General features: G+C 64.3%; 12 protein-coding genes. 7 read left to right on the forward strand and 5 right to left on the reverse strand.

The features are described from left to right. The first annotated feature begins 92 nt into the window (after nt 1–92). The 3 genes from FJW03_RS15135 to FJW03_RS15145 all read left to right on the forward strand — a co-directional run bounded on the left by FJW03_RS15135 (nt 93) and on the right by FJW03_RS15145 (nt 2,288). The gene (locus tag FJW03_RS15135) at nt 93–1,037 is read left to right on the forward strand and encodes a nucleoside hydrolase (RefSeq protein WP_140761832.1); all 945 of its coding nucleotides are present in this window, start codon (nt 93–95) and stop codon (nt 1,035–1,037) included. Nucleotides 1,038–1,203: 166 nt separating this feature from the next. Further along, a complete protein-coding gene (locus FJW03_RS15140) occupies nt 1,204–1,878 on the forward strand; it encodes a TetR/AcrR family transcriptional regulator (protein ID WP_140761880.1) in 675 nt (224 codons plus the stop codon). Between the two features lie 179 nt (nt 1,879–2,057). Beyond that, entirely contained in the window at nt 2,058–2,288 is a 231-nt protein-coding gene (locus FJW03_RS15145) for a hypothetical protein (protein WP_140761835.1), read from the forward strand. Between the two features lie 27 nt (nt 2,289–2,315). Here FJW03_RS15145 and FJW03_RS15150 read toward each other — a convergent pair whose 3' ends face one another. Next, complete coding sequence (locus tag FJW03_RS15150; protein ID WP_140761838.1) at nt 2,316–4,088, reverse strand: AMP-binding protein; 1,773 nt, start codon at nt 4,086–4,088, stop codon at nt 2,316–2,318. Nucleotides 4,089–4,472: 384 nt separating this feature from the next. On the opposite strand from FJW03_RS15150, the gene FJW03_RS15155 reads away from it, so the two are divergent. After that, entirely contained in the window at nt 4,473–5,756 is a 1,284-nt protein-coding gene (locus tag FJW03_RS15155) for an IS4 family transposase (protein WP_181168954.1), read from the forward strand. 34 nt (nt 5,757–5,790) lie between these two features. Here FJW03_RS15155 and hisG read toward each other — a convergent pair whose 3' ends face one another. From hisG to hisS, 3 genes are all read right to left on the reverse strand, one after another. Continuing rightward, nucleotides 5,791–6,492: an ATP phosphoribosyltransferase gene (gene hisG / locus FJW03_RS15160; RefSeq protein WP_140767516.1), complete on the reverse strand. Its 702-nt coding sequence runs from the start codon at nt 6,490–6,492 to the stop codon at nt 5,791–5,793. Beyond that, nucleotides 6,489–7,610 carry an ATP phosphoribosyltransferase regulatory subunit gene (locus FJW03_RS15165; protein WP_140767515.1) on the reverse strand — a complete coding sequence of 374 codons (1,122 nt, stop codon included), beginning with the start codon at nt 7,608–7,610 and terminating at the stop codon, nt 6,489–6,491. Before FJW03_RS15165 ends, hisG begins: the two co-directional genes overlap by 4 nt. A gap of 178 nt (nt 7,611–7,788) precedes the next feature. After that, the gene (hisS, locus tag FJW03_RS15170; protein ID WP_140766226.1) at nt 7,789–9,291 is read right to left on the reverse strand and encodes a histidine--tRNA ligase; all 1,503 of its coding nucleotides are present in this window, start codon (nt 9,289–9,291) and stop codon (nt 7,789–7,791) included. 24 nt (nt 9,292–9,315) lie between these two features. Here hisS and FJW03_RS15175 point away from each other — a divergent pair, with 24 nt between their 5' ends. Beyond that, nucleotides 9,316–9,603: a hypothetical protein gene (locus tag FJW03_RS15175; protein ID WP_140766227.1), complete on the forward strand. Its 288-nt coding sequence runs from the start codon at nt 9,316–9,318 to the stop codon at nt 9,601–9,603. A gap of 30 nt (nt 9,604–9,633) precedes the next feature. Here FJW03_RS15175 and FJW03_RS15180 read toward each other — a convergent pair whose 3' ends face one another. Then, a complete protein-coding gene (locus FJW03_RS15180) occupies nt 9,634–10,272 on the reverse strand; it encodes a DNA-3-methyladenine glycosylase I (protein ID WP_140766228.1) in 639 nt (212 codons plus the stop codon). A gap of 212 nt (nt 10,273–10,484) precedes the next feature. Here FJW03_RS15180 and FJW03_RS15185 point away from each other — a divergent pair, with 212 nt between their 5' ends. Both FJW03_RS15185 and FJW03_RS15190 read left to right on the forward strand, forming a co-directional pair. Further along, nucleotides 10,485–11,234, forward strand: coding sequence for a L,D-transpeptidase (locus FJW03_RS15185; RefSeq protein WP_140766229.1), 750 nt, complete (start codon nt 10,485–10,487; stop codon nt 11,232–11,234). A 249-nt stretch (nt 11,235–11,483) separates the two neighbouring features. Next, nucleotides 11,484–12,404 carry a bifunctional 5,10-methylenetetrahydrofolate dehydrogenase/5,10-methenyltetrahydrofolate cyclohydrolase gene (locus tag FJW03_RS15190; protein ID WP_140766230.1) on the forward strand — a complete coding sequence of 307 codons (921 nt, stop codon included), beginning with the start codon at nt 11,484–11,486 and terminating at the stop codon, nt 12,402–12,404. Nucleotides 12,405–12,409: the final 5 nt, after the last annotated feature.

The following is a 12,409-nucleotide window of genomic DNA, read 5'->3' on the forward strand; positions in this document are numbered from 1 at the left end:
CTGTCTTGAACATAAGATACAGTACTGTATTTCTACACATCCGAGCGGCCTCATCAATAGGCTTTCGATCGCAAAAGGAAGGACGCGGCATCATGGCACCACGTAAGATCATCATCGACACCGATCCGGGCCAGGACGACGCGTTCGCGATCCTCTTCGCGCTGGGATCCCCGTCCGAGCTCGAGGTGGTCGGCATCACCACGGTCGGCGGCAACGTGCCGCTTGCCCTGACGTCGAAGAACGCGCTGAAGGTGGTCGAGCTTGCCGGGCGACCGGATGTGCCGGTCTATGCCGGATGCGCGGCGCCGATGGTGCGCAAGCTGATCACGGCCGAATATGTGCATGGCGAAACCGGCCTCGACGGTGCCGACCTGCCCGAACCGGTGACGCCGCTCAAGAGCGAACACGCCGTCAATTACATGGTGCGCACGATCATGGATGCGCCGGAGGGCGAGCTGACCGTCTGCACGCTCGGGCCGATGACCAACCTTGCCATGGCCATGACCATGGAGCCGAGAATCGTGCCGCGCCTGCGCGAAATCGTGCTGATGGGCGGCGGCTTCTTCCAGGGCGGCAACGCCACGCCTGCCGCCGAGTTCAACATCTTCGTCGACCCGCATGCCGCGCACAAGGTGTTCGATAGCGGCGTGCCCGTGACCATGGCGGGCATAGACTGCACATACACCGCGCTTATGACGCCCGAGTGGCTGGAGCGCCTGCGCGCAACCGGCAGTCGCGCCGCGATCGAGGCCGCGAACCTCGCGGACTTCTACAGCCAGTATGGCACGCACAAATTCGAGACGCCGGCGCGCCCCATCCACGATGCCTGTGTCACCGGCTATCTGCTGGCGCCACAGATCTATGAGCAGCGCCAGTGCGCGGTGACCGTCGACATCGTCTCGCCGGAGACGATCGGCATGACCGTGGTCGATTGGTGGCACGTGACCGGCCGGCGCAAAAACTGCAACGTCCTGCGGCGCATCGATCCGGCGCCGTTCTTCGAACTTATGCTGGAGCGGATCAGCGCATTACCCTGAGCTAAGAGCGTTATTTCTGTGCAGTTCCGGACGGAAAACCGTTACACACTTTTCCTGGAATTGCCCTGGCCTTCCGCGATAGATGGACTCCTGGAGAATCGCGGAGCGCATCGAAGCCGGCGAACGGGTTGGAGGCGTCGCGCATGGCGATGAAGGTCTTGACCATATGAAAGCGGACAGCGCCCCGGCCAGAGGCAAGAAACCTTCCAAGGCCGCCCCGCGCCCTAAGGCGGCAAGGCAGACGCTCAGCCGCGAGGCGTGGATCGCTGCGGCGCGAAAGGTGCTGGAGAAGCGCGGCATCGCAGAGGTCAAGATCGACCGTCTCGCCCAACAGTTCAAGGTGACGCGCGGCTCCTTCTACTTCCACTTTGCCAGTCTAGCCGACCTCCGCGACGGGCTGCTGCAGGAATGGCGCAACATCAATTGCGCGCCCTTCTGGGCGATGCGCGACACGCACGATATCGATGGCCTGCAGTTCTTCACCGACATCGTGCATGTCTGGGTGGATGAAGCACCGTTCAGCCCATTGCTGGATCTGGCGGTGCGCGACTGGTCGCGAACGTCGAAGAAACTGACGCAGGAAGTCAAAGACATGGACAACCTGCGCATCGAGCTGCTGATCCGCTCGTTCCGCGCCATGGGTTATCCCCCGGACGAAAGCCTGGTCAGGGCCCGCATCACATATTTCCACCAGATCGGCCAGTACGCGCTGTCCTTCAAGGAGGACCCGGCGGTGCGCAGGAGCTACCAGCCGCTGTTCGGTGAAGTGCTGCTCGGGCCGCTTGTGCAGGAGCCGGGGACAGCGCCACGGCCGTCGGAGATGAAGGGCGGACGGCGGTAGGGAGGCGGCCTTCGGATTGGACACGACCAACTTCGAGGCGACAACGGTGGGGCGGCTTTGTGCCTCATCGATGGATTGCCGCTGACCACCGGGACGCTGTGGACTGATGGCCTCATCGGTATCGGCTAAGCCGCGGATCTGTGCTAGGCAGCGGCCCAACCAATCAAAGGACGACACCCATGAGCGAATTGACCGTGGCCGAGGCGACCGAAAGTATCTATGCCTCACTGCGAGCGGACAATGCCGACATAGACGCACATATCGCGACGCTCAAGGCAGCGCTGACACGAGAGGGGATAAAGCAGGCAGTGTTCGATCCGACCAGGTTGGCGCAGAACAACCGCTCGGGCCGCAAGTTGATGCAGGCTTATTTTCGGCAGCGCGGAGTGAACGTGAGATTTTCGGACTAGGTGTAGGCATCATCTGAAGATTGGCACTCAAGCCGTCTTCTGCGTCACCAGCCCCAGTTCTTCCACCATCGCCTGACGCATCAGGAATTTTTGCGGCTTGCCGGTCACCGTCATCGGCAATTCGGTGCGGAAGCGGATGTGGCGCGGCACCTTATAGTGGGCGATCTGGCCGGCGCAGAAGGCCTTGATCTCCTGCTCGGTGGCGATCTGGCCTGGTTTCAACACGATCCAGGCGCACAGCTCCTCGCCATATTTGGCGTCGGGAATGCCGAACACCTGCACCTCCCGGACCTTGGGATGCCGGTAGAGGAACTCCTCGACCTCGCGCGGATAGACGTTCTCGCCGCCGCGTATGACCATGTCCTTGACCCGGCCGACGATGTTGCAATAGCCCTCGGCGTCTATCGTGGCGAGGTCGCCGGTATGCATCCAGCCATCGCTATCGATCGCCTCGCGGGTCTTTGCCTCGTCGTCCCAATAGCCCTTCATCACCGAATAGCCGCGCGTGCACAGTTCACCCGGTGCCCCGACCGCAACGGTGGCGCCGTCGGCATCGACCGCCTTGACCTCGACATGGGGGTGGACGCGCCCGACGGTGGAGACGCGCTTTTCCAGCGGATCGTCGACGCCGCTCTGGAAGGACACCGGACTGGTCTCAGTCATGCCGTAGGCGATGGTCACCTCCGACATATGCATCAGCGACACCACCTTCTTCATCACCTCGATCGGACATGGCGAACCGGCCATGATGCCGGTGCGCAGGCTGGTAAGATCGAATGTGTCGAAATCCGCGTGGTCGAGCATGCCGACGAACATGGTCGGCACGCCATAGAGGCCGGTGCAGCGCTCCTGCGAAACGGCATTCAGCGTCAGGCCGGGATCGAAGCCCTCGCTCGGGAAAACCATGGTCGCGCCCTTGGAGACGCAGCCCATCGTGCCCATCGACATGCCGAAGCAATGATAGAGCGGCACCGGGATGCAGAGCCGGTCGTCAACGGTGAGCTTGATCGCCGAGGTGACGAAGTTGCCATTGTTGACGATGTTCGAATGGGTGAGTGTCGCGCCCTTGGGTGCGCCCGTCGTGCCTGAGGTGAACTGGATGTTGATCGCCTCGTTCGGCTTCAGCCCCTCGGAGAGACGGTCGAGGCTGTCGTGCTCATCGCGGCCGGCCATGGCCAGTACGTCGCCGAAATTGAACATGCCTGGCGAATTGTCCTCGCCCATGCGGATGATGATCCTGAGCGCCGGCAATTTCTCGGCCTTCAGCTGACCCGGTGCCGCCGTGGCGATCTCCGGCGCCAGCGTCTCGATCATGCCGAGATAGTCCGACGTCTTGAAGCTGGCGGCGGTGACGAGCGCCTTGCAGCCGACCTTGTTGAGCGCATATTCCAGCTCGATCAACCGGTAGGCCGGGTTGATGTTGACCAGGATCAGGCCGATGCGGGCGGTGGCGAATTGCGTCACCAGCCATTCCCAACGGTTGGGCGACCAGATACCGACACGATCGCCCTTTTCCAGGCCCAGCGCCAGGAAGCCGGCGGCCAGCGCATCCACCGTGTCCGACAGTTCGCTCCAGGTGAAGCGCTTGTCCTGGCCGACGAAGACGGCGGCATCGAGCGTGCCGTATTTGCTGACCGTGTCGGAGAAAAGCTCAGGGATCGTCTTGTCGAGCAGCGGCACCTTGCGCTCGCCCGAGACATGCGCCCTGCCGTCAATGGGTTCGATGAAGACGCTGCCGGCGCGCGCACCGCGTCCGCGCAGATTGGTGGCGTTCTTCAGTTCGTCGAGATTGACCGGCATCGCTGTGTCCTCCAGCTCGGACCAAGCCTATCAGCCTGCCGGGACGGTGGAAACTGGGTTATTCCCTGCCCTTGAGGGGAGGGTGCCGAGCGCAGCGGGGTCGTCTCACGTCGAGCACTGCCGCAAGGACCCCACCCGTCCATCCGCCTTCGGCGGCTGTCCACCCTCCCCTCAAGGGGGGCTAGCGTGCGCACACATCTGCTTCGGAGGGGTGTCAAGGGACGTATTGGCCGGGCGGCAGATGGGGCTTGAAGGGTTGGAATCGTGTGTGATTCTGTAGCTGCCATTGTTGATTCGGGAGATTTCGACGATGGCACCGCTGCTTGGATACTTCGGCGACCTGCGCTTGCAAAAAAGGGGAGCATGGTGCTGGAGCGCATGTGCATGCGCATCAGCGCGGGCATGCGTCGGCTGGCCGATACACGCGCGGAACAGGTTGCGTTCACGCGGCTGTTTGGCAATCCCAACGTGACGGTGCAGGAGATCGTGCGCACGGCGGCGGCGCAAACGGCCAAGGCGGCGGCCGGCCGTCATGTGCTGATCATCGAGGACAGCAGCGAGATCAACTATCAGGCCAAGGCCTCGCGCAAGCGCGGCCTCGGATGTGTCGGCAACGGCAAGGATATCGGGCTGTTCGTACACCCGGCTCTGGCCGTGGATGCCGGCGACGGGTCGGTGCTGGGCCTTGCGGCGGCCACGATCTGGCGGCGCCGGGGGCAGAAGGCGGACGACTACCAGGCCCTGCCGATCGAAGCCAAGGAAAGCTACAAATGGATCGCCACCGCCACGGCGGCCCGCCAGGCGCTGACCGACACGCCGCTCCTCACCGTGATCGGCGACCGCGAGGCCGACATCTACGAGGTGCTGGCAAGGCTGCCTGACGAGCGCACGCATGTGCTCATGCGCGCTGTGCGCGATCGGGCGCTGGGGGAAGAGGGCGGCCGCTTGTTCGGCGAGATAGCCAAGACGCCGGAAGCCGGCCGCATCGCCTTCGATCTGCAGGCGCGTCCCGGCCGGCCGGGACGCAAGGTGCACCTGGCCGTTCGCTTCGCCGAGGTCACCTTGCGCCAGCCGCGCCTTGGGGCCGACCGCCGCGATCCGCGCGCGGTCAGGCTCAATATCGTGGAAGTGCGCGAGATCGATCCGCCTTCGCCCAAGGACGCGGTGATCTGGCGGCTGTTGACAACCCACACCGTCAAGACACTCGCCGATGCCATCGCCATCGTCGATCTCTACCGGTCGCGCTGGACCATCGAGCAGTTGTTCCGGACCTTGAAGTCGCAGGCCATCGATCTGGAGGAAAGCCTCATCGCCGATGGCGATGCACTCGAACGTCTGGCTGCAACCGCGCTGATCGTGGCCACCAGGGTTATGCAACTCGTGCACGGGCGCGACGCGGCCGGCCAGACCCTCAGGGCCACACGCCTCTTCAATCCCGCCGAGATCGCCGTTCTGGACGCGCTGGTCGCCAGGCTGGAAGGCAAGACCCAAACGCAGAAGAACCCGCATCCGCCACACACGCTCGCTTGGGCGGCCTGGTGCATTGCCCGGCTCGGCGGCTGGAACGGCTATCCAAAGGAGCGCCCGCCGGGCCCGGTCACCTTCAGCAACGGCCTCAAACGCTTCCACGCCATTGTTGAGGGCTTCGTCCTTGCAAACCCATACTGACCACCGCCAAATCAAATGTGTGCGCACGCTAGCCTCAAGGGGGAGGGAGAGCGCTCATTTTCGTGACGATGTCGCGCAGGATGGCTTCATCGCTGGCGGCGCGGGCCTTCTTCGATGCCACCAGACAGGCCTGCGATTTGAGGACGACGCCGTCGCTCAACACCTTGAGATGGTTGGCACGCAGCGTCGAGCCTGTGGTGGTGATGTCGACGATGACATCGGCAAGCCCGGCGGCCGGCGCGCCTTCGGTGGCGCCGAGGCTCTCGACGATGCGATAGACCTGGATCCCGTGTTTCTGCGAGAAGAACTGCTGCGTCAGCCGCCAGTATTTGGTGGCGATCCTCAGGCGTCGGCCATGGCGCTGGCGGAAATCGGCGGCGACGTCGTCGAGATCGGCCATGGTGTCGACATCGAGCCAGATTTCGGGCACCGCCACCACGACATCGGCATGGCCGAAGCCGAGGCGGGCCACGATCTCGGCGCGGACCTCCCAATCGCCGAGATTTTCCCGCACCAGGTCCTCGCCGGTGATGCCGAGATCGACCGCGCCCTGGCCGATCTCGCCGGCTATCTCGGAAGCCGACAGAAAGGCGACCTCGACATTGTCCAGGCCCTCGACGCGGGCGTGATATTTGCGCTCGTCACCGGGCAGGCTGACGGCGAGGCCGGCCTTGGCCAGCACCTCCAGCGCCTGCTCTTTCAGCCGGCCCTTCGACGGGATCGCCAGTGTGATCATCGTGCCGTCTCCCGCAACGCTTCGATGCGGTCGAGCCAGACGGAAAAGCCGACACCGGGTATCGCGGTCCTGGCGCCAAGCAGCGTCAGCAACCGGTCGTAGCGGCCGCCACCGGCCAGGGGACGCTCGCCGTCGTGCGCCGCGATCTCGAAGACCACACCGGTGTAGTAGTCCAGCGGACGGCCGAAGGCGGCGTCGTAGCGGATTTTTCCCGCAGGCAAGCCATGCGCCTCGATCGCCCTGGCGCGGGCAGCAAACTTTTCAAGCGCGGCGCCCAGCGAAAGCCCGGCGCCGTCGGCGAAGGTCTCCAGCGCTCGCGCCGCGCCATCGAGCGGCACGTCGATCGCCAGAAAGCTCTTCAGCGCCGCGAAGGCCTCGTTCGAGAGCCGCACACTGCGCAATTCGGCTTTCTCGATCAGCCGCCGCGCGATGTCCGATGGCGCGCGTCCGGCCGAGGCCGATAGGCCGGCCTCCTCCATGCCACCGGCAATGTGCGCCGAGAGGCCCTCGAGATCACCGTCGAGGACAAGTGCGGCGACCGGACCGGAAAGCTGGCCGTTGCGTGGCGGGTTGGCGAGATCGGCAAGGGCTGCCTGCAACATCGGCGCCGAGCCGAAGGCACGGGCCAGCCGCATGCGCCAGCCGCGCGGCAGCCCGAGGGCGGCGAGCACCGCCTCGAAAATGCCTTGGTCGCCGAGCGTGACCGCTAGCGACTGTCCGGGCAGGACCAGTGAGAGCAGTGCGTGCGCGTCGGCCACCGAGCGGGCGTCGGCTTGCGCCGTGTCGCGGTCGCCGAGATCCTCGATGCCGGCCTGGAAGAACTCGTTGCCGCCTTCGCGGCGCTGGCGAAACACTTCGCCCAGATAGGAATAGCGGCGCGGCGTGCCGGCCTGCGAGCGGATATGGTCAAGGCAGACAGGAATGGTGAATTCCGGCCGCAGGCACAATGTCTGGCCGGTCTCGCTTTCGGTGAGGAAGATGCGGCGGCGCAAATCCTCGCCGGCCATGTCGAGGAAGGGGTCCGCCGGTTGGAGGACGGCGACCTCGACCGCATGGGTGTCACGAGCGGCGAAGAGGTTGGTGATGTCGGTTGAAATGGCGGGGTAGCGGGAGGTCATGGAAAGGTTGGGCGCGAGGCACCCCCCTCTGGCCTGCCGGCCATCTCCCCCGCAAGAGGGAAGATTGGATGTCGCGCGGGCTTTCGCCAATTCCCAGCGATGAACAAGCGACGCCGAGTCTCAAGCTGCCGATCTCCCCCCTTGCGGGGGAGATGGCCGGCAGGCCAGAGGGGGGTGTTCAAGCGCCATCCTTGGCGCGATCGGATGCCTGCGCCGCCAAAATCTTCTTCACCTCCGCAACCAACTCACCCTCCGCCACAGTCACCTGCGCCGGCCGCGCCGCGCGCCATTCGGCATTATCGGTAATCTCGGCCGACATGCGCGCGCCTTCGATCAGGTCCTTGATCTGCAATTCACCCTTGGCGCGCTCGTCGCCGCCCTGGATGATTGCGACCGGGCAGCCGCGCCGGTCGGCATATTTGAGCTGCGCCTTCATGCCAGCGCCGCCGAGATACATTTCGGAGCGGATGCCGGCGGCGCGCAGCTCGGCCACCATTTTCTGATAGCGGCCGAGGCTTTCCGTGTCCTTGTCCATGACCAGCACGACCACCGGCGCGATCACATCGGTGCTGTCGAGCTTGCCGAGGTTCTTCAGCGCCGTCATCAGCCGCGAAACGCCGATGGAGAAGCCGGTCGCCGGCACCGGCTCGCCACGGAAGCGCGAGACCAGACCGTCATAGCGCCCGCCGCCGCCGACCGAACCGAAGCGCACGATCTGGCCGTCCTCATTGGGGATTTCCGCCAGCAGTTCGGCCTCGAAGACGGGGCCGGTGTAATATTCGAGGCCACGCACAATCGAGCGGTCCATGGCGATACGGTCCTCGCCATATCCCGCGGCCCTGACCAGGGCTTCAATCGTCGCGAGTTCGCCAACGCCCTCCTGGTAGGTCGTGTTCGCGCCGACATTGGAATCCTGGCGAGCCTGGCCCTTTGCTGTCGCAAGAAGAACGGCTTCGGCCTGTGCGTCGTTCAACCCAGCGCCCTTGGCGAAGTCGCCTTCGCCTTCCTTGCCGCCATCCCAGCGCCCCGGGCCAAGCAGGAGCCGCACGCCTTCCGGCCCCAACTTGTCCAGCTTGTCGATGGCGCGCAGCACCGTCAACCGGCGTCCCGTATTCTCGTCGCCACCAAGCCCGATCGCCTCCAGCACGCCGTCGAGTACCTTGCGGTTGTTGACGCGGATGACGTAGTCGCCGCGCTTGATGCCGAGCGCTTCCATCACGTCGGCCATCATCATCGCCATTTCGGCGTCGGCGGCGACGCCCGGCGTGCCGATCGTGTCGGCGTCGAACTGCATGAACTGGCGGAAGCGGCCGGGGCCGGGCTTCTCGTTGCGGAACACCCAGCCGGAGCGGTAGCTGCGGTAGGGTTTGGGCAGGCGCTCGAAATTCTCGGCGACGAAACGCGCGGTCGGCGCGGTCAGGTCGTAGCGCAGAGACAGCCACTGATCGTCATCGTCCTGGAAGGAGAACACGCCTTCGTTCGGCCGGTCCTGGTCGGGCAGGAATTTTCCCAGCGCATCCGTATATTCGATCAGCGGCTGGTCGGCGGGTTCGAAACCATAAAGCTCATAGACCGAGCGGATCGTCGCCATCATCTTCTCTACGGCGCGGATGTCCTCGGCGCTGCGGTCGGCAAACCCGCGCGGCAGCCGCGCTTTCGTCTTTTCCGATTTGTCGGCCATGAGATGTTTGCCCGGTGTTTCGTGATGTTTGCAGGTCAACAATGTTGCGATTTTCGCAATGCGCGTGTCCTAACCGATGCTGATTGGTGCGGCAAGGCTGGCGACGTATGTGCGCATCTACGCCCTGCCAACACCCATATTCACAAGATGACAAGCCATGCGGCGGGCCCATTCGAGCCGACATCCGGTGAAGTCGCCGGGCCCACCATGCGCGATGCGCTAGTGACAGGACTGCTGGTGATCTACCCTGCCCTTGCCATCGTGGCGGCCATTTTCGCCGGGCTTTACATGTCCAGAACCATCGGCGCCTGACAGGCCGGCGCCGGGGCGTAGGCGCCGCCGCTATTTCGGCCGCTTGAAAGCCTTCCGTTCCTTCTCGACCTCCTTGCGGCAGACGCAGCCTTCGAGATGGTCGTTGACGAGGCCCATGGCCTGCATGAAGGCGTAGACCGTGGTCGGGCCGACGAAGCTCCAGCCGCGCTTCTTCAGTTCCTTCGAAATCCGTACCGAGACCGCCGTGGTCGGGTTGGCGCGCAGATGGGCGAGGTCGACGATCTCGGGCCGCTCCTCCTTGCCGGGTTCGAACTTCCAGAACCAGGCGGCCAGCGAGCCGAATTCGTCGGCCATTTCGCGAGCGCGCTTGGCGTTGTTGATGGTCGAGACGATCTTGCCGCGATGGCGGATGATGCCGGCATTGCCGAGCAGGCGCTCGACATCCTTGTCGGTGAAGGCAGCGACCTTGTCGAAGTCGAAGCCGGCGAAGGCCTCGCGAAAATTCTCGCGCTTGCGCAGGATGGTCAGCCACGACAGGCCCGACTGGAAGCCCTCGAGACAGATCTTTTCGAACAGCCTGCGGTCATCGGCCACCGGCCGGCCCCATTCATGATCGTGATAGTGCAGATAGTCGGGCAGATTGCCATGCCAGAAGCAGCGCGCGACACCGTCGGGACCGGCGAGCAGGCCGGTGTTTTCTTGTTGCATGGCTGAAATCCATTCCTTAACGCGCTTTTGCGCTGCTTTACCGTGGCTTTACCAGATTCCTGAACGCGGCGGTAACCACACCAAAAGGTTTACTGACAGTTCGGCATTTTACGCATTCCGATTCATGTTTCGGTTGCTGCTGGCGCGCCAATGATCGCCGAACCGGGGAGCGTTTCCACCCGGTTGTATCAGACGATCAAGGTGCGTTCCCGATGAAGAGAGTCCTGTTTCCCTTGCTCGGCGCCGTGGCTGTGTTTGCCGCCGGCGTCACGCCGTCCACCGCCGGCGACCGCTATGCCGACAGGCCGCCCGTGATGGTGAGCCCCGACCTTTCTGCCCCGTGGGTGCTGCAGCTTGGCCATGCGCCCGGCATCGTGCGGCAGAACCGTTCGGTCGCGCAGCAGCAGCCGCGCCTGCGCTATGCGCAGCCGCAAGCACAGCCCGACCGCGTACAGACGGCCGCCGTGCAGATGCCGGCCAAGCGCATGGTGATGCGCCCACAGATCAACCCGATCTACCTGCCGCAGGAAGTCGACTATGACGGTGGGCAGAAGCCAGGCACGATCGTGATCGATACGACGCAGAATTTCCTCTATCTGGTCGAGAAGAACGGCAAGGCCCGGCGCTACGGCGTCGGCACCGGCAAGCCGGGCTTCGAATGGTCGGGCACGCACAAGATCACCAACAAGCGCGTCTGGCCGGACTGGCGCCCGCCGGCGCAGATGATCAAGCGCGAAGCGGCCAAAGGCCGCTACCTGCCGACCTATCTGGCTGGCGGCATCGAGAACCCGCTCGGCGCCCGCGCGCTCTATCTCGGCACCACCGAGTATCGCATCCACGGCACCAACCAGCCATGGACGATCGGTGGCGCGGTGTCGTCGGGCTGCATCCGCATGCGCAACGAGGACGTCGTCGACCTTTATGAACGGGTCAATGTCGGAACCACGGTCGAGGTGATATAATTTCGCGAATCACCTGATCCGGAGACGCATCGTTTTCCGGGGTCGGAAGAAATAAGGGGGACGGGCCGTATGGGGATGCGGTCGGTCAGGAAGGGCAGTGCGGGGAACCGCGCTGCCCTTTCCTTTTTGGTTGGGTAGGAGGCGTTCCGCCGCGTTGCGTCGCGCAAAAAGGCATCGCGGTTCGCTTTCGTGCTGACATTTCCGATGTTCTTTTGCTATGTCGGCGCCAACGAGAGAAAGAGTCCACCCATGTCCCTGTCCGACGACAGCCGCTATCTCAAGGGCGGCCCGGTTGCCCAGCGCATCATCGCCGCCGTGCGTCAGGATGCGGCCATTGCCAAAGCCGAGGGTTTTCCGCCCAAGCTGATCTCCATCACCGTCGGTGACACTGATGCCGTCGATGTCTATGTGCGCAACCAGCGCGCCAAGGCTGAGCTTGCCGGCATCGATTTCGAGGAACGGCGTTTTCCCGCCACCATCACTTCGGGCGAGCTGGAAGCGGCAATCCATGGCCTGAACGCCGATCCGCGCGTTACCGGCATCATCATCCAGCGGCCGGTTCCCGCGCATATCCCGATCAAGACGCTGCAGGCGGCCGTGCATCCGCTGAAGGACGTCGAGGGCATGCACCCGGCCTCGATCGGCAACATCGTCTACAACCAGCTCGATCTCGCGCCCTGCACGGCGGCCGCCTCGGTCGAGTTGCTGAAGGAGACAGGCCTCGATCTCAAGGGCCTGGAAGTCGTGGTCGTCGGCCATTCGGAAATCGTCGGCAAGCCGATCGCCTTCCTGTTGATGAGCGAAGGCGCGACCGTCACGGTCTGCCACCACATGACGCGCTCGGTCGCCGCCCATGCGCGCCGCGCCGATGCGCTGTTCGTCGCCGTCGGCAAGCCGCGGCTGATCAAGGCCGACATGGTGAAACCAGGGGCTGCCGTTATTGACATCGGCATCAATTCCGAAATCGGGCCGGATGGGGCGAGCCGCATTGTCGGCGACGTCGATACCGAAAGCGTGCGCGAGGTCGCCTCCTGGATCACGCCGGTGCCGGGCGGCGTCGGCCCGATCACGGTGGCGATCCTGCTGCGCAACACGATGGTGGCACTCAGCCGGCAGCGCGCGCTCTACGAGGCGACATATGGCACGGCGGATAGGTTGGCGGCCGAATAGCGCCA

The sequence above is a fragment of the Mesorhizobium sp. B4-1-4 genome (assembly GCF_006439395.2).
Taxonomy (GTDB): Bacteria; Pseudomonadota; Alphaproteobacteria; order Rhizobiales; family Rhizobiaceae; genus Mesorhizobium.

Excerpts from the sequence above, each read along its gene's own strand:
- hisS (WP_140766226.1), bottom strand. The coding sequence starts at position 9,291 with ATGGCCGACAAATCGGAAAAGACGAAAGCGCGGCTGCCGCGCGGGTTT.
- FJW03_RS15145 (WP_140761835.1), top strand. The coding sequence starts at position 2,058 with ATGAGCGAATTGACCGTGGCCGAGGCGACCGAAAGTATCTATGCCTCA.
- FJW03_RS15165 (WP_140767515.1), bottom strand. The coding sequence starts at position 7,610 with ATGACCTCCCGCTACCCCGCCATTTCAACCGACATCACCAACCTCTTC.
- FJW03_RS15180 (WP_140766228.1), bottom strand. The coding sequence starts at position 10,272 with ATGCAACAAGAAAACACCGGCCTGCTCGCCGGTCCCGACGGTGTCGCG.
- FJW03_RS15155 (WP_181168954.1), top strand. The coding sequence starts at position 4,473 with ATGCGCATCAGCGCGGGCATGCGTCGGCTGGCCGATACACGCGCGGAA.
- hisG (WP_140767516.1), bottom strand. The coding sequence starts at position 6,492 with ATGATCACACTGGCGATCCCGTCGAAGGGCCGGCTGAAAGAGCAGGCG.
- FJW03_RS15185 (WP_140766229.1), top strand. The coding sequence starts at position 10,485 with ATGAAGAGAGTCCTGTTTCCCTTGCTCGGCGCCGTGGCTGTGTTTGCC.
- FJW03_RS15140 (WP_140761880.1), top strand. The coding sequence starts at position 1,204 with ATGAAAGCGGACAGCGCCCCGGCCAGAGGCAAGAAACCTTCCAAGGCC.
- FJW03_RS15175 (WP_140766227.1), top strand. The coding sequence starts at position 9,316 with ATGTTTGCAGGTCAACAATGTTGCGATTTTCGCAATGCGCGTGTCCTA.
- FJW03_RS15190 (WP_140766230.1), top strand. The coding sequence starts at position 11,484 with ATGTCCCTGTCCGACGACAGCCGCTATCTCAAGGGCGGCCCGGTTGCC.
- FJW03_RS15150 (WP_140761838.1), bottom strand. The coding sequence starts at position 4,088 with ATGCCGGTCAATCTCGACGAACTGAAGAACGCCACCAATCTGCGCGGA.
- FJW03_RS15135 (WP_140761832.1), top strand. The coding sequence starts at position 93 with ATGGCACCACGTAAGATCATCATCGACACCGATCCGGGCCAGGACGAC.